The sequence below is a fragment of the Lutispora thermophila DSM 19022 genome, from assembly GCF_900142105.1.
GTDB lineage: Bacteria > Bacillota > Clostridia > Lutisporales > Lutisporaceae > Lutispora > Lutispora thermophila.
The window spans coordinates 183,943-208,210 of the sequence record NZ_FQZS01000005.1; the positions used below are offsets into that span (position 1 = coordinate 183,943).

General features: G+C 34.9%; 22 protein-coding genes. 20 read left to right on the forward strand and 2 right to left on the reverse strand.

Annotated elements, in window-relative coordinates; translation table 11 throughout:
* Positions 1 to 84 precede the first annotated feature (84 nt).
* On the reverse strand, positions 85 to 1,200 hold the full coding sequence (locus BUB48_RS04100) for an aminopeptidase (RefSeq protein ID WP_073024844.1): 1,116 nt from the start codon (positions 1,198 to 1,200) through the stop codon (positions 85 to 87).
* Between the two features lie 214 nt (positions 1,201 to 1,414).
* Between BUB48_RS04100 and BUB48_RS04105 the strand changes: the two genes are divergently transcribed.
* The gene (locus tag BUB48_RS04105; RefSeq protein ID WP_073024846.1) at positions 1,415 to 2,143 is read left to right on the forward strand and encodes a zinc dependent phospholipase C family protein; all 729 of its coding nucleotides are present in this window, start codon (positions 1,415 to 1,417) and stop codon (positions 2,141 to 2,143) included.
* A 106-nt stretch (positions 2,144 to 2,249) separates the two neighbouring features.
* Here BUB48_RS04105 and BUB48_RS04110 read toward each other — a convergent pair whose 3' ends face one another.
* Positions 2,250 to 4,007 (reverse strand): B12-binding domain-containing radical SAM protein, encoded by a 1,758-nt coding sequence (locus BUB48_RS04110; RefSeq protein ID WP_073024848.1) that lies wholly within the window; start codon positions 4,005 to 4,007, stop codon positions 2,250 to 2,252.
* 188 nt (positions 4,008 to 4,195) lie between these two features.
* Here BUB48_RS04110 and polX point away from each other — a divergent pair, with 188 nt between their 5' ends.
* The 19 genes from polX to mraY all read left to right on the forward strand — a co-directional run bounded on the left by polX (position 4,196) and on the right by mraY (position 24,254).
* Positions 4,196 to 5,914, forward strand: coding sequence for a DNA polymerase/3'-5' exonuclease PolX (gene polX / locus BUB48_RS04115; RefSeq protein ID WP_073024850.1), 1,719 nt, complete (start codon positions 4,196 to 4,198; stop codon positions 5,912 to 5,914).
* Positions 5,904 to 6,566 carry an endonuclease III gene (gene nth, locus BUB48_RS04120; protein ID WP_073025016.1) on the forward strand — a complete coding sequence of 221 codons (663 nt, stop codon included), beginning with the start codon at positions 5,904 to 5,906 and terminating at the stop codon, positions 6,564 to 6,566. Before polX ends, nth begins: the two co-directional genes overlap by 11 nt.
* A gap of 243 nt (positions 6,567 to 6,809) precedes the next feature.
* A complete protein-coding gene (locus BUB48_RS04125) occupies positions 6,810 to 7,136 on the forward strand; it encodes a hypothetical protein (RefSeq protein ID WP_073024852.1) in 327 nt (108 codons plus the stop codon).
* On the forward strand, positions 7,123 to 9,069 hold the full coding sequence (locus BUB48_RS04130) for a V-type ATP synthase subunit I (RefSeq protein WP_073024855.1): 1,947 nt from the start codon (positions 7,123 to 7,125) through the stop codon (positions 9,067 to 9,069). The genes BUB48_RS04125 and BUB48_RS04130 overlap by 14 nt, the downstream gene beginning before the upstream one ends.
* 17 nt (positions 9,070 to 9,086) lie before the next feature.
* Entirely contained in the window at positions 9,087 to 9,566 is a 480-nt protein-coding gene (locus BUB48_RS04135; protein ID WP_073024856.1) for a V-type ATP synthase subunit K, read from the forward strand.
* 21 nt (positions 9,567 to 9,587) lie between these two features.
* On the forward strand, positions 9,588 to 10,145 hold the full coding sequence (locus BUB48_RS04140) for a V-type ATP synthase subunit E (protein ID WP_073024860.1): 558 nt from the start codon (positions 9,588 to 9,590) through the stop codon (positions 10,143 to 10,145).
* Positions 10,146 to 10,155: 10 nt separating this feature from the next.
* Entirely contained in the window at positions 10,156 to 11,157 is a 1,002-nt protein-coding gene (locus BUB48_RS04145) for a V-type ATP synthase subunit C (protein WP_073024862.1), read from the forward strand.
* Positions 11,150 to 11,458, forward strand: a complete 309-nt coding sequence (locus BUB48_RS04150) for a V-type ATP synthase subunit F (protein ID WP_073024864.1) — start codon at positions 11,150 to 11,152, stop codon at positions 11,456 to 11,458. Before BUB48_RS04145 ends, BUB48_RS04150 begins: the two co-directional genes overlap by 8 nt.
* Before the next feature lie 16 nt (positions 11,459 to 11,474).
* Positions 11,475 to 13,238 (forward strand): V-type ATP synthase subunit A, encoded by a 1,764-nt coding sequence (locus BUB48_RS04155; RefSeq protein WP_073024866.1) that lies wholly within the window; start codon positions 11,475 to 11,477, stop codon positions 13,236 to 13,238.
* A complete protein-coding gene (locus tag BUB48_RS04160; RefSeq protein WP_073024868.1) occupies positions 13,231 to 14,619 on the forward strand; it encodes a V-type ATP synthase subunit B in 1,389 nt (462 codons plus the stop codon). Before BUB48_RS04155 ends, BUB48_RS04160 begins: the two co-directional genes overlap by 8 nt.
* Positions 14,620 to 15,261, forward strand: a complete 642-nt coding sequence (locus BUB48_RS04165) for a V-type ATP synthase subunit D (RefSeq protein WP_073024870.1) — start codon at positions 14,620 to 14,622, stop codon at positions 15,259 to 15,261.
* Positions 15,262 to 15,422: 161 nt separating this feature from the next.
* Positions 15,423 to 16,157, forward strand: a complete 735-nt coding sequence (gene lgt, locus BUB48_RS04170; protein WP_073024872.1) for a prolipoprotein diacylglyceryl transferase — start codon at positions 15,423 to 15,425, stop codon at positions 16,155 to 16,157.
* Positions 16,158 to 16,357: 200 nt separating this feature from the next.
* Entirely contained in the window at positions 16,358 to 16,789 is a 432-nt protein-coding gene (gene mraZ / locus BUB48_RS04175) for a division/cell wall cluster transcriptional repressor MraZ (protein ID WP_073024874.1), read from the forward strand.
* Positions 16,790 to 16,806: 17 nt separating this feature from the next.
* Positions 16,807 to 17,748, forward strand: a complete 942-nt coding sequence (rsmH, locus tag BUB48_RS04180; RefSeq protein WP_073024876.1) for a 16S rRNA (cytosine(1402)-N(4))-methyltransferase RsmH — start codon at positions 16,807 to 16,809, stop codon at positions 17,746 to 17,748.
* A gap of 17 nt (positions 17,749 to 17,765) precedes the next feature.
* Positions 17,766 to 18,260, forward strand: coding sequence for a hypothetical protein (locus BUB48_RS04185; protein WP_073024878.1), 495 nt, complete (start codon positions 17,766 to 17,768; stop codon positions 18,258 to 18,260).
* A 30-nt stretch (positions 18,261 to 18,290) separates the two neighbouring features.
* The gene (locus BUB48_RS04190) at positions 18,291 to 20,264 is read left to right on the forward strand and encodes a stage V sporulation protein D (protein WP_242944160.1); all 1,974 of its coding nucleotides are present in this window, start codon (positions 18,291 to 18,293) and stop codon (positions 20,262 to 20,264) included.
* 169 nt (positions 20,265 to 20,433) lie between these two features.
* Entirely contained in the window at positions 20,434 to 21,891 is a 1,458-nt protein-coding gene (locus BUB48_RS04195; protein ID WP_073024882.1) for a UDP-N-acetylmuramoyl-L-alanyl-D-glutamate--2,6-diaminopimelate ligase, read from the forward strand.
* Positions 21,892 to 21,901: 10 nt separating this feature from the next.
* A complete protein-coding gene (locus BUB48_RS04200) occupies positions 21,902 to 23,284 on the forward strand; it encodes a UDP-N-acetylmuramoyl-tripeptide--D-alanyl-D-alanine ligase (protein WP_073025020.1) in 1,383 nt (460 codons plus the stop codon).
* Positions 23,277 to 24,254, forward strand: a complete 978-nt coding sequence (gene mraY / locus BUB48_RS04205) for a phospho-N-acetylmuramoyl-pentapeptide-transferase (protein WP_207648316.1) — start codon at positions 23,277 to 23,279, stop codon at positions 24,252 to 24,254. Before BUB48_RS04200 ends, mraY begins: the two co-directional genes overlap by 8 nt.
* Positions 24,255 to 24,268 lie beyond the last annotated feature (14 nt).

The following is a 24,268-nucleotide window of genomic DNA, read 5'->3' on the forward strand; positions in this document are numbered from 1 at the left end:
ATTTTATACTTTCCTAGCATTTCAAGAAAGGTTTCCTTGGTTGTTTTAAATGCTTCCAAAGGAAGTTTTTGTTACTTCTTACACTTATTTCAAATTTTCTGGATTCAAACATTCTAATTCCTTTAATACAAACCTGCCATCTTTTCTTATCAACACATCATCAAACCAGATTTCTCCACCACCATACTCAGGAGTTTGGATAAATACCAGATCCCAGTGTATGGCAGATTTATTTCCATTGGGGCATTCGTCATAGGAACTGCCGGGTGTAAAGTGGAAGCTGCCCATGATTTTTTCATCAAACAGAGTATCTTTCATAGGTTTTGTAATATAGGGATTGACACCTATGGCAAACTCCCCTACATAACGGGCTCCTTCGTCTGTATTAAATATTTTGTTTATTCTCTCTGTGTCATTAGCAGTGGCCTTTACTATCTTTCCTTTTGAGAATTCAAGTCTTATGTTTTCATAAGTATAACCCTGGTATTCAGAAGGAGTATTATATGTAATGTAACCTTCAACCGAATCCTTGACAGGTGCTGTAAATATTTCTCCATCGGGAATATTTACCTTGCCGGAGCATTTTATTGCAGGAAGACCTTTTATTGAGAATGTCAAATCAGTATTTTTGCCTGTGATCCTTACTTTATCTGTTTTTTCCATCAGTTCTTTCAAAGGGTCCATAGCTTTATCCATTTTTGAATAATCAAGACAGCATACATCGAAGAAGAAGTCTTCAAATTTTTCTGTGCTCATGCCAGCCATTTGCGCCATGGAATTGTTGGGATATCTCATTATGCACCATCTGGTATGAGGAACTCTTATGTCAGAATGAACAGGCTTAGACCAGTTTTTCATATATATGCTCAATTTGTTTTCTAGAATATCAGACCACTCAGAAGAGTTTAGTGCACCTCTTATACCTATGTATGCCTGCATCTTCTTCATTCTTTCCGCTTCCAGAGATGATATGGCCAGCATATGTTCTTTATTGGTACCTTTAATCAAGTCCTTCATTATTTTTCTGCTTTTTATGGTAACAAATGGATTGCCTCCTGCCTTATAGCATTCTGATATCAATTCGGAAGCTAACTCCAAACCTGAATCAAATACTTCAATGAGAAGATTTTCCCCAGGCTTGATGTTTATTGAGTAGTTTATGAGGTTTTTTGCTAATTGAGATATTCTTGGATCTTTCAAATTTATCCCTCCAGGTAAGTTTAAAATCATATTTCATTTTAATGAAATTATAACACAATGTAATAAATGTATATAGAAAAATATTGAGGAAATCATATCAATATAGCATTTCAAAAATCAATTGGAAATCTATAATACTCTAACTGTGTTTAATATCTTGCAGTTTGTAGTATGCTTTTAATTTTTTAATTATGATGTAAATGGAGTGAGAAAAATGGATATCATTGAAAGAATATATGGCAAAAGCTTTAAAACTATACTTTGGGTTATCAATCCTTTTAAAAAATATTTTGTTGAAACTCTATGTGAGGTTCATATGTTTATAAATAAGAGGGCGTTGGAAATAATGAAAAATGACGGATATGTAGAAGCCTATGATTTTCTCAGCGAATATCTTCATCAGATAAATACTGGAGTTTATTGGGCAGATCAGGATTTCAAAAGCAGAGAGCATTTTTACAATCCCTATACCTATAAGGGATTATATGGTTGTAAGAACTCAAGACAGAGATTTGGCCGTTACTATGGTTGTGCTAAGGTTTATTGGGATTCGGGAGATAAGGAAATGGCTATGACTTACTTGGGTGCAGCAGTACATCTTGTTCAGGATTCTACTGTTCCTCAACATGGTAATGTTCATCTTTTAAAAAACCATAGAAATTTTGAGAACTGGATAAAAAAGGTTCACGATAATTTTGAGAGTTTTGCTGCAATAAAAGATGGCATCTACCTTGACAATCCATATATGTATATCGAAAAAAATGCTAGAGATGCCATTGCCATATATAGGCGATATTCTACCATCAGAGATAGGCAAGAAAGATATTACAGAATTGCTGGACAAATATTTCCTATGGCTCAGAGGACTACAGCAGGTTGCTTTTTGAATTTCTATAATGACATCATAAAGCCAAAGGGGACAATTGACATGTTGAAAAATTAAGGCACCTATTTGGTGCCTTGTAAATCAAAAAACACATTAAATGAACCATATGACCTCCGAAAAAACATCAATATATTATATGTTATATATAAGGAAAATGGTTACTCTATAAGCTTAACTCGATAAACTCATCGAGATCAAAGGATACAGCTCTTTTTTCTTCATCACTCTTAGGGTTTTTTATAAGCAAGACTATGTACCTGCCTTCTTTTAAGTCACCTAACACATCAATATCGAATATCTCAAACTTAAGATATTTAAGTTTTTGTCTTATATCCATATTTTTTAGTTCAGGGATAAATCTATCAATATTAAAATCCTTTTTTAAGAAGCTGCTAACTGTATTTTTGATCTGAGAATGATCATATCTTTTTATGAAGCTTGGCATATTGCCTTCCAAGGAACTGAAGAAATCGTATTTTAAAAGCTCATTGAACATAGTAGTTATTCCTATGTTGTTTTTTACAAAGAAGTATAGCATTTCATAATGTTCAGATATTTTCAGGGATTTGTCATAAGCATTTTTCTTGTAATAAAAGGTTCCTAATTCTTTAAAGAACTTAAATGGATTACTAAAGTAGTAGTCTATAAGATAGGACAGACTTTTGTTAAACCTGCCTGAATTGCTGAAAATCTCTACAAGCTCTTCAATCATCTTCAAATCCAAAATATCCTTATAACTTAACCACTTTGTTGACAGCACTTCATAGGGAGGATGGTCATTATATTGGATTCCGTGTTTGTCAGCATCCATCCTGAGTCCAGAACCTCTTAAAAGTTTAAGAAATCCTAGTTGAAGCATTTGAGGTTTTAATGAAAAAACATTATTGAAAGATTTTTCAAAGCTTTTAATATCTTCAAAGGGAAGGCCTGCTATTAGATCAAGATGTATATGGCAATTTTCTAAAGCAATAAGTGCTGATATTTTTTCCTTTATTTCATCAAATCTTTCATATCTTCTTATGGCCTCTAAAGTATCATTATTGGTAGATTGGATTCCTATTTCAAACTGGAATATTCCCTTGGGTGCTTTTTTTACTGTATATAAGAAATCAGAATCAATGAGTTTTGGAGATATTTCAAAGTGAAAATTTGTATGACCCTTTTTTGAAAGTATGTATTCCATTATTTCTATACTTCTTTTTTTGTTGCAGTTGAAAGTTCTATCAACAAGCTTTACCTGTTTTACCTTATTAGAGATGAAAAGATCAATATCTCTAAATACCCTTTCCAGAGAAAAGTATCTTACACCGGTTTCCAATGATGACATACAGTATTGGCATTTAAAAGGACAACCTCTTGAAGTTTCATAATATATTATCTTATGCTCCAAATCTGCGAAATCGTTATAAGGAAATGGTATTTCATCAAGGTCGGATATAGGACTCCTGGAGTTATTTACTTGTATTATTCCATTTGAATTAAAGGCCAAACCTTCAAGATGATCAATATTTTTATCACCTTTTATAAAGCTATTGGCAAATTGGAAAAAGGTTTCTTCACCTTCTCCAAATATAATGAAATTTATCCATGGATTTTCTTTCATAGTGTATTCAATATCATAAGAGACTTCAGGGCCACCTAACACTATTTTAGAATGAGGCATTATTTTTTTCAAACTGGCTCCAAGCTTCATGATAAGTTCCCTGTTCCAAATATAACATGAAAATGCCAATATGTTGCTATTAGTTTGATATATTTTTCTTATTATGTTATCAAAGCTGTCATTTATACTGAATTCTAAAATGTCGGCTTTTATACCCTTTTTATGTAGGTAACTTTTTAAATATCTTACTGCTAGATTAGAGTGGATGAACTTAGAGTTAATAGCTATTAGAGAGATTTTTACAGTATTATTCATCATGTTCCTCCATTAATGTTTTGTTCAGTATTAATTATAGCAATAACTGCAAATAATTATATATGTTTATTTTATATTTTCATTGATTGCTTCTCCTTTGGTTCATAGAAAATAGTCAAAATTAAGAAAAAATAATTATTGATGACTGTTGAAAATTTGCTAAAATGTAGATAAAACTGGGAGGTGATAAAATGGATAAGAGGGAAATAAGCAGAATATTGGAAGAAATAGGTCTTATGCTGGAGATTAAGGGAGAGAATCCCTTTAAGGTTAGAGCATATACAAATGGGGCGAGAATTGTTGAGACGTTAGAAGGAGATATAGGTGACTATATAGTTGATGGAAAAATAATAGGAATAAAAGGTATAGGAGAGGCATTATCTGATAAGATCCTTGAGTTATATGAGACAGGTAAGTTGGAGTACTATGAGAATCTTAAAAATTCCATACCTTCAGGGCTTTTTGATATTTTAAAGATACAGGGTATAGGACCGAAGAAGGCGAAAGTATTATATGAAAAATTGGGAATAACTAATGTTGGTGAGTTGGAATATGCTTGTAAAGAAAATAGATTAATTGGGTTGGATGGTTTTGGAGAAAAAACTCAGAGTAAAATCCTAAAAGGCATTGAGGATATAAAAAAGTTTAGCGGTCAATATTTGTATGGATATGTTGTAAGCGTTGCAGAATCAATAAAGAACAAGTTGTTGGAATCACCATTGGTTATTAGATGTGATATAGCCGGAAGTCTCAGAAGAAAGAAGGAGATAGTTAAAGATATAGATATTCTAGCCAGTTCAGATAAGCCTTTGATGCTTATGAATTATTTTACAACTTTTGAAGAGGTTGATAAAATTTTATCAAAAGGAGATACAAAAACTTCAGTTAGATTGAAATTGGGGATAATGATGGATTTGAGGGTGGTAGAGGATTTTCAATATCCTTATGCTTTACATCATTTTACAGGGAGTAAGCAGCATAATACAGCCCTTAGGCATCGAGGAAAGGCAGCAGGTATAAAAATAAATGAATATGGATTATTTAAAGGTGATGAATTGATTCCATGTAAAGATGAACAGGATATATTTAATGCGTTAGGTCTTGATTATATTCCTCCAGAGCTTCGGGAGAACACAGGAGAGATAGAGGAAGCAGAAAAGAGAAGTTTGCCAAAGCTAATAGAGTATAAGGATATAAAGGGAGCATTCCATATACATACTAATTATAGTGATGGTTCTTCAAGCATAGAAGATATGGCGGAAGCTGCAAGAAGAATGGGTTTATCATATATAGGCATATCCGATCATAGCCGTTCTGCTTTTTACGCAAATGGGCTAAAAGAAGACGATATTAAAAGACAGATAGAAGAGATTGAAAGATACAATGCCAAATGTAGTGACTTTAAAATATTCAAAGGCATTGAAGCGGATATATTGCCTGATGGATCTCTGGACTATGATGATGAAATTCTTTACCTTTTCGATTTTGTAATTGCTTCTGTTCATTCAAATCTGGGAATGTCAAGAGATAAGATGACGGCTAGAGTAATAAATGCTGTTAAAAACAGGCATACCACCATTTTGGGACACATGACGTCAAGAATTTTATTGGCAAGAGAGGCATGTGATATGGATGTATATGCTGTTATAGATGCAGCAGCAGAAAATGATGTAATAATTGAAATAAACTCTGATCCTCATAGATTGGATTTGGATTGGAGGTATATTAAATACGCAAAATCAAAAGGTGTTAAATTTGGAATAAATCCTGATGCTCATAGTATTGAAGGCTTAAACAATATTAGATTTGGTGTAGGTATTGCCCGTAAAGGCTGGCTGGAAGCTGGGGATATAATAAATTCTATGAGTTTGAAAGAATTGGGGGATTATTTTGAGAGACATAGAAGATAAAGCGCTAATAGTATTGGAAAAATTGAAAGAACTTTATCCAGAAGCTAAATGTGAACTGAATTTTGGAAATACATTTCAACTTTTGGTAGCGACTGTACTCAGTGCTCAATCAACGGATAAAAAGGTAAATGAGATTACAGCAGAACTTTTTAAGCAGTATAGGACTCCTGAAGATTTCCTAAGCATGACACAAGCTGAGCTGGAGGAGAAAATTAAAAAGATCGGATTATATAGAAATAAGGCTAAGAACATAATTCAAATGTGTCAAGAACTCATAGCAAGATTCGGTGGAGAAGTGCCGGACAATATGGAGGATTTGGTTTCTTTGCCTGGTGTAGGCAGAAAAACTGCTAATGTGGTGTTAAGCAATGGATTCGGGATTCCTGCCATAGCGGTGGATACCCATGTTTTCAGAGTTTCTAACAGGATAGGGTTAGCTCATAGCAATAATGTCGATGATACAGAAAGGCAACTTATGTATAGCATACCTAAGGATAAATGGTCATTGGCACATCATCTGCTCATATGGCATGGAAGAAGAATTTGTGAAGCAAGAAAACCAAAATGTGACATATGTCCCATAACAGATGATTGTGATTATTTTAACAAAAAGAGCAATAAAACCGCAAATGTCATATGTAAACTTAAATAATAATTCATTTATTGCATATAAAGAAGTATAAGCAGTTTGCTATATATTTTTTGTTTGTGATATAATTTTAATAATTCAAATTTTATAGTAATTGTATTATTATTTATACAATTTAATGAAGGAGTTTTTATTTTAGTGACGAATTAATATTATTATTTAACTAGGAGGTAAATGTTTCTATAGCTTCTGTATTTAGAAAACTACCTTCATAAAAATGCACAACTTGAAATAGGGGGTGAGGCGATGGCGAAAGAGGCAATTGGATTAGTAAAGGATGCAGAAGCGAGAGCTAAGGCTTTAATACAAGATGCTATTCAGGCTTCGAGAAAATCAAAACAAGAAGCTGAAATTTCAGCTGAACAGGAATACAATAATATCATTTCTCAAGCCAAGGAAGAAGCAGAAAGAATAAAAAATAAAGCCATAAAAGAGGGAGAATCAATAGCAGAACCCATATTAAAGAAAGGAATTGATGAAGGAAAAGCACTAAATAATCTTACAAGTAAAGACTTGGATTCAGCAGTCAACATTATTATCGAGAGGATTGTGAACGCAAATGGCAATAGTTAAAATGAGTAATTTCAGCTTGTTTGCCTTTGACTCAGAAAGGGAAAATCTTCTCCATGAGCTTCAAAAATTCAAGTATGTTCATTTCCTTGATTTAGATGAGGATGAATCCCTTAAGGATGAGGGTTTACAAAGCGTTGAAATTCCTGAAACTGTGGTAGCAATTGATGAAGAGATAATGAAGGTAAAGTATTCCATCGATTTATTGGCCAAACACAATGTTGGAGATAATTTTGTAGAGGCTTTGAAGAAAGGCAAGGAAAACTTTAGCTTTGTAGAGCTTGAAGAGATAGCATCCAAGATTGACTACCATGGAGTATATGATAAGTTGAAAAAAATTGACACAAATAAAGAAGCCTTGAAGCAGGAAGTCATAAAATTAACTGCCCTAAAAGACGATTTAAGTCATTGGATTAAGATTGATACTCCGATAAAGGATTTGGCTTCTTTTGAGCAAAGCCAGATGTTTTTAGGCACAATACCCAAAAAGTTAAAGCTGAAAATTCAAAATGAGTTAGTGGAGACAGAATTAACTCATTTCGAAATCATCAGCGAAGATAAGGACAATCTTTATGTAATAGTCTTGACATATGGCTTTGAAGTTGAGAAAGCTAAGGATATATTGAGATTCAATAGCTTCTCTGCAATAAAGCTAACTGGTGAAGACACGCCGGAGAAGGAAATTTCTCGAATAGACGAAAGAATTAAAGCGTTGGAAGCTGATATTTCTGACTATGAGAATCAATTAAAAGATTTAACAAGCAATCTTAGGGATTTACAGATTGTTTATGATTATTTAATGAATGAAAAGCTAAGAGTCATTTCTTCAGAAAAGTTTTTAATGACAGAAAACGTTAATATCATCAAAGGATATATCCCTACAGAAATGGTAAGTGAATTTACAGAAACAGTAAAGGCAGCGCTTAATAATGTTTATTATCTTGAAATTAAAGAAGCCGATAAGAATGACCCAAAAGTACCAATACTACTTGAGAACTCTAAGCTTGTAAAATCTTTTGAATCAATAACTAACATGTATTCTTTGCCTAAGTATAATGAAATAGATCCTACACCGTTTATAGCACCGTTCTACATGTTTTTCTTTGGCATGATGCTGGCTGATGCAGGATATGGTATAGTGATGCTTATTGCTGCGGTAGCTGCGCTTAAACTATTTAATCTATCTGAAAAGCAAAAAGATTTTATCAAATTTTTCTATTATTTAAGTTATCCAACAATATTTTGGGGTTTAATATATGGATCCTTTTTTACCGGTGCTATACCTCTACCAGCATTGATCAATCCTAATACTGAATATTTTAAAGTGCTGATATTATCTGTAGTATTCGGTATAATTCATCTGTACTTTGGTTTGGGATTAAAGGCTTATCAAAGTATTAGAGAAGGGAAATATCTTGATGCGTTGTTCGATGTAGGTTTTTGGTACATGGCATTGACAGGTGGAATTGGTTTCCTTGCTGGTTCATTAATTACTTTGCCGATTATTATTAAGAACATATCGTTAATTGTTATGATAGTAGGTATGGCAGGAATAGTGCTTACATCTGCCAGGGATTCAAAAACCATTGTTGGTAAAGCAGCCGGAGGTCTTTATAATCTGTATGGTATATCAGGTTATGTAGGGGATTTTGTATCCTATTCAAGGCTTATGGCATTGGGTTTATCCGGTGGATTTATCGGCAGTGCAATGAATATGATAGCAGGAGATCTTTTTAATTCAGGTGTAGTAGGAATTATTATAGGGGTTATCATATTTATTGGCGGACAATTTTTCAATATTTTCTTGAGTGCATTAGGCGCATATGTTCATTCTATGAGGCTCATCTTTGTAGAATTTTTTGGAAAGTTCTATGAAGGTGGAGGTATTCCATTTAAACTGTTTAGAAGCGAACCCAAATATATAAACTTAAAATAGGTTAGGAGGAAGAGTAAATGAGTATTTCAGAATTTTTCATTCAATATGGTGGAGTATTTTTTGGAGCGCTAGGTGCCGCAATAGCAGTTTTGTTGGCAGGAATTGGTTCAGCAAAGGGTGTTGGTATGGTAGGTGAGGCAGCTGCTGGGCTTGTCATTGAAGAACCAGAAAAGTTCGGTAAAAGCTTGGTTTTACAGCTACTACCCGGTACTCAGGGCCTTTATGGATTCGTTATAGGACTTTTGGTGTTAGGTAAATTAAAAGTAGATATGTCTTTTCTTGAAGGTTTGTATTTGCTTGCTTCATGTTTGCCTATAGCTGTGGTTGGTTTACTTTCTGCTATAGCACAGGCAAAAACTGCTGTTGCAGGCGTAGCAATTCTTGCAAAGAACGAAGAACAAACCACAAAAGGTATTATATATTCAGTAATGGTTGAAACCTATGCGTTATTGGCTTTTGTTACATCTTTAATTCTAGTTAACAGTATTAGCTTCTAGAAAATCTGAGGAAGTGAAGATATGTCAAATTTAGAGAATTTAATTAATAAAATCATTGAAGATGCCAAAAAAGAAGCTGATAAGATATCTCAAGAATCAGCTAAGGTAAGGCAGGATATTTTAAACTCTAGAATAAATGAGGCTAATGAAATAAGAAAGAAGATATTAGAAAAGGCTGAAAATGAAGCAGCCATGATCAAAGATAGAATAATTTCCAATGCTGAACTTAAGGTAAGGGATGAAAAGCTTAAGGCAAAGCAGCATACTATTGATAGAGTCTTTGAATTGTCTAAGGATAGATTGAAAGAACTATCGGGAGAAGAATATGTAAAGTTCTTAACCAATAATTTGAAATCCTTAAATCTAAAAGGGACAGAAGTTTTAATTATACCTGAAAAGATGAAGGAAAAAGTAAAGGCTATTGCATCTTTGCCTAAGATTTCTAATGATGAAACAGTAGATTCAGGATTTATATTGAAAGACAATGATGTGGAAATTAATTTCTCCTTTGATTCACTGGTAGACTATTTGAGGGAAGAGCTTGAATCGGAAATAGCAAAACATCTTTTTAAGGAATAGGAGTGATTTCATGGATAGGATGGATTATATCCAAGCTGTAACTAGAACCAGAGTCCTTGAAAAGAAGCTCCTATCAAAAGGCAGAATAGATAGGATGATTGAAGCTAGAGATATTGGAGAAATTTTCAAAACTCTTAATGAAACTGAATACTCAAGTGCAGTTGCTGGAGTATCCAGAGATGAAGATTATGAGAACATACTTTCTTATGAGTTGAAGAGAGTATACAAATTAATGCGAGAAATTACTAAAGACCAAGTTGTTGTAGATCTTATGGCATTAAAATACGATTATCATAATCTGAAAGTTCTAGTTAAGGAAAGAATGCTTAATAAAGATCTATCCAAGCTATATATATCAATAGGATCTACTGATTTTAAAAAGATAAAGGATGGTTTTATAGAAGGCAATCTAAGAGATGTTCAGCCTGAATTTAGGGAAGCCATAGAAGCTGTCTTAAAAGATTTTGAGATAAATAAGGATCCTCAAAGGATAGATATAATTTTGGACAGATTCTATATTCAACATTTGTATAAGATGGCTGAAGCTACTGGTATCAAGCTCTTTATAGATTATGTTAAAGATATGATAGATTTTATAAATATCAAATCTACCATAAGGTTGAAAAAACAGGGGAAGGATATGAACTTTCTCGAGGAAGTTCTATTTCCAAATGGGAACATAGATAAAGATTTGATATTGATGAGCTTTAGTGATTCTATAGAGAACATGATCACCAGGTTTAAAAATTACAGAATTGGTTCAGGATTATTGAAAGGTTTAGAATCATATAGAGTTACAAATCGATTATCTGATCTTGAAAAATTCATGGATAATTATTTGATTGATATTAATAAACCATCAAAGTATGTGAATTTCGGACCTGAGCCCATTTTTTCTTACTTAGTGGCTAAGGAAGCAGAAATAAAAACATTGAGAATTATTATGGTTTCAAAGCTGAACAAACTTTCTCCTGAAGCCACAAGGGAAAGGGTGCGTGATTTATATGTTTAAAATTGCTGTAGTTGGAGACAAGGATTCCATACTTGCTTTTAAAGCGCTAGGGGTAGATGTCTTTTCAGTTTACGATAGTGAAGAAGCCAGAAAGACAGTTGACACTATTGCTCGTAATAACTATGGTATTATATTTATCACTGAACAGATAGCTAATTTGATACCAGATACCATAGAGCGATACGATAAAGAGATAATCCCTGCGGTAATACTCATACCGAGCAATCAAGGAACACTGAATATAGGTATGAGCAGGATAAACAAGAATGTTGAAAAAGCCGTAGGATCAAATATTTTATAGAAGGAGAGGGCTTATCTTGAAAGTTGGGAGAATTATTAAGGTATCTGGCCCCTTAGTTGTTGCAGAGGGGATGGATGAAGCTAATGTATATGATGTAGTTCATGTTTCAAATAATAGGCTCATCGGTGAGATAATTGAGATGAGAGGAGATAGAGCTTCTATTCAGGTATATGAAGAAACAACAGGAATAGGACCTGGAGACCCTGTATATACAACAGGAGAACCTCTATCTGTTGAACTTGGACCAGGCTTGATAGAAGCCATGTTTGATGGAATACAGAGACCTCTTGAAGAGTTGAGGTCAATAGCAGGAGATTTTCTTTCCAGAGGAATAGAAGTAAAAAGCCTTAATAGAGAGAAAAAGTGGTATTTTAAGCCAGCTGTTAAGGTAGGTGATAGGGTAGAACAAGGTGATGTTATTGGAACAGTACAAGAAACTCCAATAGTTCTACATAAAATAATGGTACCTGCCGGAATATCAGGCGTTGTAACAGAAATTAAAGAAGGCGAATTTACAGTAGTAGATGATGTTTGTACTCTTGATGGGAAAATTAAACTTCAAATGATGCAGAAATGGCCTGTAAGAAAGGGAAGAGGATACAAGAGAAAATTGAATCCTACAGTTCCTCTATTAACAGGACAAAGGGTTATTGATACATTCTTTCCTGTGGCTAAAGGCGGAACGGCTGCTATTCCAGGACCTTTCGGTTCTGGTAAGACAGTTGTACAACATCAGCTTGCAAAATGGGCTGATGCTGAGATAGTTGTGTATGTAGGTTGTGGTGAACGTGGAAATGAGATGACAGATGTTCTTATGGAATTCCCGGAGATAATTGATCCAACTACCGGTGAGTCCTTGATGAAGAGAACAGTTCTTATAGCAAATACTTCAAACATGCCTGTTGCAGCCAGAGAGGCATCTATTTATACAGGAATAACCATAGCTGAATACTTCAGAGATATGGGTTATTCAGTAGCAATAATGGCTGACTCTACTTCCAGATGGGCAGAGGCTCTAAGGGAAATGTCAGGAAGACTTGAAGAAATGCCTGGAGATGAAGGTTACCCTGCATATCTTGCATCTCGTGCAGCTGAATTTTATGAAAGGGCAGGAAAAGTAGTTTGCTATGGAAGCGATAACAGAGAAGGTGCAGTAACAGTTATAGGTGCGGTATCACCTCCAGGTGGAGATATTTCCGAACCTGTTTCCCAGGCAACTTTAAGAATCGTTAAGGTTTTCTGGAACTTGGATTATGCACTATCCTATAAGAGGCATTTTCCAGCAATAAACTGGCTTAATTCCTATTCTTTGTATCAGTCTAAAATTGATGAGTGGATGAATCAAAATGTAGATCCTGAATTTGCATCCAATAGAGCCAAAGCCATGAGTTTGCTTCAGGATGAAACAGGACTTCTGGAAATAGTTAGATTGGTCGGTAGAGATTCTCTTTCAGAGGAAGATCAATTAAAGCTTGAAGCAACAAAATCCATAAGAGAGGATTTTCTACAGCAAAATGCTTTCCACGATGTTGATACCTTCTGCTCGTTGAAGAAGCAGAATAAAATGCTCAAATTGATTCTAAACTTCTATGATCAAGGAAAGAGAGCATTAGAACAAGGGGTCTACTTAAAGGATATCCTTAATTTGGATGTTAGAAACAGGATAGCTCGTGCTAAATATATTCCAGAAGAAAACATAGATGAGATAGACAAAATCAACGAAGAATTAATAGCCAGCATAGACAATCTAATAAGCAAGGGAGGTATCCTTGATGCTTAAAGAATACAGAACTGTAAGGGAAGTAGTAGGTCCCTTGATGGTAGTAGAAGGGGTAGAAGGAGTAAAATACGAAGAGTTAGTTGAGATAGAAATGCATAACGGAGAAAAGAGACGTGGCAGAGTTTTGGAAATCAATGAAGATAAGGCCATGGTTCAACTCTTTGAAGGTTCTAGCGGAATCAACTTAAAAAATACCAAAGTAAGGTTCTTGGGCAAACCATTGGAACTGGGAGTTTCTCCGGATATGATAGGAAGAGTATTTGATGGAATGGGACGTCCAAAAGATAACGGACCTAAAATTATACCTGAAAAAAAGATTGATATAAATGGTGTGCCCATGAATCCTGTAGCCAGGGATTATCCCAATGAGTTTATACAAACAGGAATTTCATGTATTGATGGATTGAATACCCTTGTTAGAGGACAAAAGCTTCCTATTTTCTCTGGGTCAGGATTACCGCATAATGAAGTTGCAGCTCAGATAGCAAGACAGGCTACAGTATTGGGTACAGAAGAAAAATTTGCTGTTGTGTTTGCAGCCATGGGAATTACATTTGAAGAAGCCGAGTTCTTTATTAATGACTTTACTAAAACTGGTGCCATTGACAGGGCAGTATTGTTCATAAATCTGGCTGATGACCCGGCAATAGAGAGAATTGCAACACCTCGTATGGCTCTTACTTGTGCCGAATATCTTGCATTTGAAAGGGATATGCATGTATTGGTTATCCTAACAGACATGACAAACTATGCTGAAGCATTGAGAGAAATATCAGCAGCCAGAAAGGAAGTTCCCGGTAGAAGAGGATATCCTGGATATCTATATACAGACCTTTCCACCATATATGAAAGGGCAGGAAGAATAAGAGGTAGAAAGGGCTCCATTACTCAGATACCTATATTAACAATGCCTGAAGACGATATTACTCACCCAATACCGGACTTAACAGGATATATAACAGAAGGACAGATAATATTGTCAAGGGAATTATATAAGAGAGGGTTACAGCCCCCTATAAATGTTGTACCTTCCCTATCAAGACTTAAAGATAAAGGTATAGGAAAAGGAAAGACAAGAGAAGATCATGCTGATACAATGAATCAGTTATATGCGGCGTATACTTCAGGAAGAGAGGCAAGAGAGTTGGCAACAATTCTTGGCGAATCTGCTCTTTCCGAAGCAGATAGAGCTTTTGCTAAATTTGCTGAAGAGTTTGATAAGCGCTATGTTAATCAGGGCTACTATACAAATAGAAGTATAATCGATACCTTAGATTTGGGATGGGAATTGCTAAAGATTATTCCAAGAAGTGAGCTCAAGAGAATCAGGGATGAATACCTTGATAAGTATTTGCCACAAGATGATAAAGGGGCTGAGTAGATGGCTAAGCTGAATGTTAATCCTACTCGTATGGAGATGTCCAATCTCAAGAAAAGATTGGTTACAGCCAAGAGAGGGCATAAACTCCTAAAGGATAAACAAGACGAGCTTATGAGGAGATTCATCGAATTAATTAAAAAGAATAAGTCCTTAAGGATGGAAGTAGAAAGGGAACTTCAGGAATCGTTCAAGGACTTTCTCATAGCCAGCGCAGTTATGTCTCCTGAAATGCTTGAGGAAGCAGTAGCTTATCCTAAGGAAAGCATTACAGTTGACATAAAGAAAAAGAACATAATGAGTGTACATGTGCCGGTTATGAATTTTATCAGAAAATTTGATGGTGATGAAGGCAGCATTTATCCTTATGGCTTTGCCCAAACTTCATCTGAATTGGATGATGCAATATCAAAGTTATACGGGATCATGCCAAAATTGCTGGAATTAGCAGAGGTAGAAAAGGCCTGCCAGCTTATGGCCAATGAAATCGAAAAGACAAGAAGAAGGGTAAATGCCCTTGAATATAGAACAATACCTGATTTGGAAGAAACCATCAGATATATCAGAATGAAATTGGATGAAAGCGAAAGAAGCACTATAACTCGTCTTATGAAGGTAAAAGATATGATAAGCAAAGAAGCATAGGGATTACTAATAATACTATAAAAATCTGCGGCTTTATATGTCGCGGATTTTTTCTTTTAAACTTGACATTGCCAAGTTGTTAAACTTATAATCATAAACAGCCGAATAATATCAAAAACTATGTAGAAGAAACGTTACTATGAAGAATTGGAGGGGTTCCAGTGAATCCTGTTGCATTTGAGATTTTTGGAATATCCATAAGATGGTATGGTATCTTGATTTCTTTAGGGATGCTAATTGGAATATTTCTAGCATATTCTGAAGCTAAAAAACAAGGTTATAATCCAGATGATATTATTGATTTGGCATTGTGGGCCATACCTTCCGCATTGATTGGTGCAAGACTTTATTATGTAATTTTCCAATGGGAGTACTATAAAGGAGATATATTGAGAATAATAAATACAAGAGAAGGTGGCCTTGCAATACATGGCGGGCTAATTGGAGGAATTCTGGCAGGATATTTGTTTACCAGAGTCAAGAAGATGCCTTTCTGGAAAACTGCAGATATAGTAGCACCTTCTATTGCATTGGGTCAGGCTATCGGAAGATGGGGAAATTTCATCAATGGAGAAGCGCATGGTGGACCTACTAATCTACCTTGGGCTATCATGGTTGATGGTGTGAAAGTACATCCTACTTTTTTATATGAATCTTTATGGGATTTCGGTTTGTTTTTATTTTTGATATTTTATAGAAAGAAAAAGAAGTTTGATGGAGAGATAATCCTGCTATATGGAATCATATATTCTGCAGGGAGATTTTGGATTGAAGGATTAAGGACAGATAGCTTGATGTTTATGGGTATGAGAGTAGCACAATTAGTAAGTGTAGTGATAATCATACTTGGGTTGATTGCTTATAGCAGATTGCGAAGGAATAATAAAACAAGTTGATATATTGCATATGAAAATAAATATAAATCAAAAAATACAAATAGTGCATTTGAATATAGTTCTAATGCACTATTTTGTTTTTTAAATATAATTTTCGTATATATTGGAAGGATTTTTAAATAATGTAGAGAATTATAGTAGTGGTACGAAGTGGAGTAAAGTGGTAGATAGTGAAGTAAAATAGTAAAGTGGTGGCAGGGATGTTCATAGGTGAGTACAGGCATAGTCTTGATAATAAAAACAGACTGATAATGCCTGCAAAATTTAGAGATGAGCTAGGTTCAAGTTTTGTCATGACTAAGGGTTTGGATAATTGCCTTTTCATTTATTCCATGGAAGAGTGGAGGAATATTGAGAATAAGCTCAAGACATTGCCTATGACCAATAAGGATGCAAGAGCATTTGTGAGATTTTTCTTTGCCGGAGCCACTGAATGTGAAGTTGATAAACAAGGTAGGGTATTAATACCAGCTAATTTAAAGGAATTTGCAAAAATTGATAAAGATGTCGTGATCATTGGGGTATCAACAAGGCTGGAAATATGGAGCATTGATGAATGGAATAAATTTAACAATGATGCAAATATTAGCTATGAAGATGTAGCTGAAAAGATGTCGCAGCTGGGAATATAGGGATAGAAGGTGATTATTTGAATTTTGTTCATATTCCGGTTTTGTTAAAGGAATGCATTGAAGGATTGAATATAAAAAAAGGCGGTATATATGTTGACGGAACTATTGGAGGTGCAGGTCATTCAAAGGAAATAGCAAGGTTTATGGGAGATGGCACATTAATAGGTATCGATCAGGATATAAATGCAATCAATGCAGCGAGAGACAGATTAAAAGATTATGGAGATCATGTAAAACTTGTAAATGATAATTTTAAAAATATGAAGTCCATTGTTCAAAGTTTAGGCATTGAAAAAGTCGATGGTATATTGCTGGATTTGGGAGTATCGTCACATCAGCTGGATGAGGAAGAAAGAGGATTTAGTTATATGAAGGATGCAGCTTTGGACATGAGGATGGACAGAAGCAATCCCTTAACTGCAGAGATAATTGTTAATCAATGGTCAGAAGAGGAGATCCACAACATAATTAAAGAATATGGGGAAGAAAGATGGGCTAAAAGGATAGCGGAGTTTATAGTAAAAGAAAGGCAAAAAAATAAAATTACCTCTACATTACAGCTGGTAGATATAATTAAATCTGCTATACCTGCTTCTGCCAGAAGGGAAGGTCCTCATCCTGCCAAGAGAACATTTCAAGCTCTCAGGATAGCAGTAAATGATGAACTTGGTATACTTGAAAAGGCAATTAAAGATGGAGTGGATTTACTGAAACCGGAAGGGAGAATATGCATAATTACATTTCACTCCTTAGAAGATAGGATTGTTAAAAATACATTCAGCAAATTAGAAAAACCATGTACCTGCCCCCCAAGAATACCGCAATGTATATGTGGGCAAGTGCCTGTGGTGAGAATAGTGACCAGAAAACCTGTTATACCTGGAGAAAAAGAATTGGCTGAAAATCCTAGGTCAAGAAGTGCTAAATTGAGAGTAGCAGAAAGATTGGTTCTAAAGTAGAGTAAGGGGGAATAAAAATGTTAGTAGCAGATAACAGAGCATATGATTACAGCAGAGAAAACTATATAAATGACATACCCCATTATGAAGAGAATAAAAAGACTGGAGTTAAAAAGGCTAAAAAGGCAAAGCAAAAAGTTGGCATCCTGCCTATCATATTGGTGTTCTCAATGAGCATCATAATGATATCCAGATACGCCTATATAGCTGAAATTAACTTCAATATTAGCAAACTTGAGAAGGAGTATAAAGAAATACTTAAGCAAAACCAAGCAATGACAGTAAGCTTAATGAGCACCATAAATCTCCAAACACTGGAAGAAGTTGCTTTAGGTGAACTTAATATGCAATATCCCGGTCCTGATCAAATAGTGTATGTATCAGCGGCAAAACCTGTTGTAGAAGCAAACAACGATGAAAAGGAATATTTTTCAAAGGAGGATCTTGAAGAAAATAAATATATAGCTAAAGCCAAACTTCTTATAAATAGCTTTATCAGTCTGTTGGATTAAGTTTCCCTAGGGGGTGCTAGCTTGGCAGGAGTGGCAAAAAAGATTAAGAGAAGAGTATTGTTTTTATTGGCTTCATTTACTCTATTATTTTTTTTACTTACAGTGAGATTATTTCAAATTCAAATAGTTAATGGTGCAGAATATCAGCAAAAAGCTATTGAACAGTGGACCAGGGATGTACCCATTCCCTCTAAGAGGGGCATAATATACGACAGAAACGGCAAAGAGTTGGCAACCAATGCACCTGCTTATGAAATATATGTGAGGCCTGTAGAAGTTACGGATAAAGAATCTGTAGCTCAGACACTTTCCGAGGTTTTGAAAATGGATAAGGAAACCTTGATGAATAAGGTGTCTGCAAATAAAGATACGGTAATAATAAAGAAAAAAGTAGATTCTGATACGGTAAAGATCCTTAGAGAAAAAAATATCAAGGGTCTAATTTTTGTTGATGATAGTAAAAGATTTTATCCGCAGAGTAATTTTGCTTCTTATGTATTAGGTTTTACCAATTATGATAATCAGGGCCAGGATGGAGTGGAAGCAACTTTTGAGAAGTATCTCAACGGCTTTCCTGGGAGAGATATAAAAATGACTGATGCACAGGGAAGAGAGCTTCCTGAAAGCGACAGAAAGTATTATGAACCTCAAGATGGTTTGAATCTTATACTTACAATAGATGAAGTTATTCAACATTTTGCTGAAAAAGCGGTGGAAAATGCTTTAGTAGAGAATAAGGCTAAGAGAGTCACAGCCATAGTTATGGAACCAAAAACAGGAGATATTCTTGCTATGGCAATCAAGCCTGATTATGATAATAATAATCCAAGAGAGGTTCCGGAGGATCTAATTGATCAATGGGATTCCATGTCATCAACGGAGCAATACAATGCTTTGTTTAAAATTTGGAGAAATCCTGCCATTTCAGATACCTATGAGCCTGGGTCCACTTTTAAGACCATTACAGCGGCTGCTGGATTGGAAGAAGGTGTAGTAAAGCCGGATGACAAGTTTTACTGCTCAGGTTCTGTTGTAGTAGCAGGTAGAAGATTGAAATGCTGGAGAAGTTATAATCCACATGGAAGTGAAAGCTTTGCAGAAGGGGTTCAAAATTCTTGTAACCCTGTTTTTATAGAAGTTGCTCAACGATTAGGAAAAGAGAAATTTTATAAATATATTCAAGCTTTTGGCTTTGGTTCCCCTACTAATATAAAATTATTAGGAGAAGCTTCAGGAATTGTAAGAAATGTAAATTCAATTGGTCCAGTTGAATTGGCTAATATTTCATTCGGTCAGGGTATTACAGTTACTCCTATTCAATTGATTACAGCTGTTTCAGCCATCGTCAACGATGGGTATCTTATGGAGCCGAGAATAGCTAAAAAGCTTGTAGATAATGAAGGAAACACAGTACATGAGTTTCAACCTCGCGTAGTGAGGCAGGTTATTTCCAAGGAAACATCTGCTACCATGAGGCAGATACTTGAATCGGTTGTAACTGAAGGTTCAGGTGGAGGTGCCTACATACCAGGTTATAAAGTAGGAGGAAAAACGGGCACTGCTCAGAAAGCTGAAAACGGTAGATATGTGCCAGGAAAATATGTATCTTCCTTTGTAGGTTTTGCTCCTGCAAATGATCCTAAGGTAGTAGTTCTAGTGGTAATTGATGAGCCTGGCGGTGCAAGTTATTATGGTGGTGTTATTGCAACTCCAGTAGTTAAAAGCATAATATCTGACACGTTGAGGTATTTGGATGTTAAACCTCAATACACTGAGGAAGAAGCAAAGAAGCTGGCGAAGGAAAAGGTTACAGTTCCGGAAATAAGAAATATGAAACTAAAAGATGCAATAAAGTTATTGGAGCAAAACAAACTGAAATATAGATTGGAAGAAGAGCAAGGTGAACCTGAACAAGATTCATTGGTACTAGATCAGACTCCAAGGGCCAATGCTAAGGTCAATGAGGGAACAGTAGTAATTATATATGCAAAGCCAAAAGAATAAAAGAACAGTTAGTATAATGGCAAGATATAAGGCAACGGAGTTAAAGAGATTCTTTAATTCCAGTTGCCTTTTTACCAATACTAAAGCATAATATTATAGTAAAAGATCAATAATGTATAATAATTACATATATATTCCAATAATTAAAAATATTTATGAGGTGAGATTATTGAAGCTTTCCAAACTATTGGAGGATATTAATGTATTGAGATACTCTGGAGATTTGACAACAGAGATAAAAGGAATAACATATGATTCGAGACAAGTAAAAAATAACTATATGTTTATTTGCATAAAAGGGAGCAGCTTCGATGGACATGATTATATAGATGAGGCAGTAGAGAAAGGTGCTGTAGCCATAATTGTGGATAAAAGTATTGAAAAAGACAAAGTAGCGATGGTTCAGGTGGAAAACTCAAGGATGGCCATGCCTATAATTGGAGCCAACTTTTATGGAAGGCCTACTGAAAAGTTAAAACTTATTGGTGTTACAGGTACCAATGGAAAAACTACTACTACATATCTAATCAGATCAATACTACAACAGGCAGAAAAGAAAACAGGATTAATTGGAACTATATCCATTGATTTAGGACAATATGTGATAGAGTCTTCAAGAACCACTCCAGAATCTTTGGATTTGCAAAGAATTTTCCATGATATGGTTTCTAATAATGCTGAATATGCAGTTATGGAAGTTTCATCTCATTCTTTGGAGTTTGGTCGCGTGGATCAGTGCCAATTTCAAATAGGAATATTCACAAATCTAACCCAGGATCACCTGGATTTTCACAAGAATTTTGAGAATTATAGAAAGGCAAAGGAAAAACTGTTCTATAAAACAAAGAAAGCAAATATTATCAATATTGACGATGAACATGGAAGAGTAATATACAGGAATATAATGGATTTTGATGTTCCTGTTATAACATATGGAATAGATTATGTGGCAGATATAATGGCAAAAGACATAAAAATGGATGATAGTGGCATAGAATTCAAGTTGGTTACTCCTGATTATGAAACAGTAATTAGAAGCAGTATTCCGGGAAAATTCAGTGTATACAACTCGTTGGCAGCTGCTAGTGCTACTTATGTTGAAGGAATTGATAAAGATATTATTTCCAAGGGAATTGAAAATCTGAAGTTTGTTCCTGGAAGATCTGAAGTACTACCTATAAATAAACCCTATAAAATGATTATAGATTATGCACATGCTCCAGATGGGTTGGAAAACATATTAAAATCCATCAGGAACTATGCAAAAGGAAGAATTATAACCGTATTTGGCTGTGGTGGTGACAGAGATAAGGCTAAAAGGCCAATTATGGGAGAGATTGCCGGAAGGTTATCGGATTATTGTATAATAACCTCAGATAATCCAAGAAGCGAAGATCCTAATGAAATAATAGCTCAAATAGAAGAAGGCATTAAGAACATATCTTGTGATTATATATGTATAGAGAATAGGAAAGATGCGATTAAGCATGCAATGATGATGGCAAAGCCTTCAGATATAATATTGCTGGCAGGTAAGGGCCATGAAACATATCAGGTATTGAAGGATAGAGTCATTGATTTTGATGAGAGAGTGGTAGTAAAAGAGCTTATCGAGGAGGGCATATAGTGTGGAACCAATGAATATTGTAGAGATTGCAAGGGCATTGAACGGTAAGCTTATAAACTGTGAACATAATATAATCGTAACTGGTGTAAGTACTGACAGCAGGAAAATCAATAAAGGGCAGCTTTTTATCCCAATCAAAGGATTGAATTTTGATGGACATGATTTCATTGAAAAAGCTATTGAAATGGGTGCAGTAGCTTCATTATCCCAATATGATTTAGGAGCTAGGAATTTCCCATATATTATTGTAGAGGATACTCAAATAGCTCTAATGAAGCTGGCTAAGTATTACAGATCAAAATTCAATATACCGGCTGTTGCCGTGACAGGCAGTTCAGGCAAGACTACCACAAAAGAAATGATAGCTTCGGTTTTAAGCGAAAGTTTTAGTGTATTAAAAAATGAAGGAAATCTTAATAATACAATAGGATTACCAATTACCGTTTTTGGTATAGAGAAGCATCATGATATATGTGTGTTTGAGATGGGAATGAATAGATTCGGTGAAATTGAAAGCTTAGCCGCTATTGTTAAACCAGATGTGGCTGTGATTACAAATATTGGGACAGCTCATATTGAGTATTTAGGTTCTCGTCAGGGCATATTTGAAGCTAAGAAAGAAGTATTTAAATACTTTACGAAAGAAAATACTGCCATAATAAATGGCGATGATGATATGCTTTCAACAATGACAAATACTGAATACAATGTAATCAAATATGGATTAGAGGAACATAACACTTTTTGTGCTAAAAACATAAAGCAACATGGAGATGAAGGCATGGAATTTTCCTTATGTATAGATGGGAAAAAAGAAAACTTTTTTGTTCCGCTAATAGGAGTGCATAATGTATATAATGCCCTTTGTGCTATTGCTGTAGGATTAACTATGAAGATGAACATAGAAAAAATCAAGAGCGGCTTGGCAAAGTTTGCTCCTGGGAAGATGAGAATGGAGATTTTTAATACAGATGATGGCATAAGAGTAATAAATGATTCATATAACGCAAATCCTGACTCAACATCAGCAGCCATTGAAGTGCTGAAGAATATGCCATGCCATGGGAGAAGAGTATTGATCATTGGAGATATGATGGAATTAGGTGATTACTCAGAGATAGGGCATAAGAGAGTGGGAGAAAAGGCAGCGGAATCTAATATTGATATAATAATTACAATAGGTGAGAAAGCTAAGGATGTTTGCAAGGGAGCCTTAAATAAAGGTATGGGAGATAGGCAGATTTATCATTTTAAAGATAATGCTGCTGCTATTTCTCAACTAATATCAATATTGCTACCTAAAGATACAGTTTTGATAAAAGGCTCTAGAGTCATGAAGCTGGAGGAAATAGCGGATTTCCTTAGAGAGAGGAGACTTACAAAGGATGAGTAATTTTTTTGTCAATGAATATAAAATGTTTATTATATGTATCATTTCTTCTTTTGTATTGGCATTGATTGCGGGTCCGGTATTGATACCTGTCCTTAAACGATTAAAATTTGGACAGAATGTAAGAGATGATGGTCCTCAAAGCCACTTGAAGAAAGCCGGCATACCCACAATTGGAGGTTTAATATTTATTATTCCAGCTACTATTGTATGTCTTTCTTTTTCAAAGGATAGAGATATGCTTCTCATTTTGATTACAACTTTATTATATGGAGCAATAGGCTTTGCAGATGATTATATAAAAATAGTTAAAAAAAGGTCATTGGGACTTAAGGCTTGGCAGAAAATAGTTGCGCAATTAGCTGCTGCATTATTTCTAGGTTATATAGCCGGAGGTACCAGCCAGACAGGTACAGAAATATTGGTACCGTTTTTAGGAAAATTCATAGATCTGGGAATATTCTATATACCTTTTATTGTATTTATTATTGTAGGTACTGTAAACAGCGTAAACTTAACAGATGGGTTAGATGGACTTGCAGGTGGAATTACAGTGGTTGTATTAGGTTTTTTTGCTGTTGTGGCTTTAACCTTAAGGCACGTTGGAGTCCTAGTTTTTTCAGGAGCTTTTATAGGAGCTATCCTAGGCTTTTTAAGATTTAACTCCCATCCCGCGCAGGTATTTATGGGTGATACGGGTTCTTTAGCATTAGGTGGAGCAGTAGTTTCCCTTGCAGTAATCTTGAAATTGCCTTTGTTTTTAGCTATTGTGGGAGCCATCTATGTGGTTGAAGCCTTATCAGATATTATACAAGTTGTTCATTTCAAAAGAACAGGAAAAAGAATATTCAAAATGGCTCCAATTCATCATCATTTTGAGTTATCTGGATGGGCTGAATCAAAGATTGTATCAGTTTTCATTATTATTGAAATTATACTATGCCTCATAGGTATTTTGGCTTTTAATTTATAAGAAAGGTTGGTCAT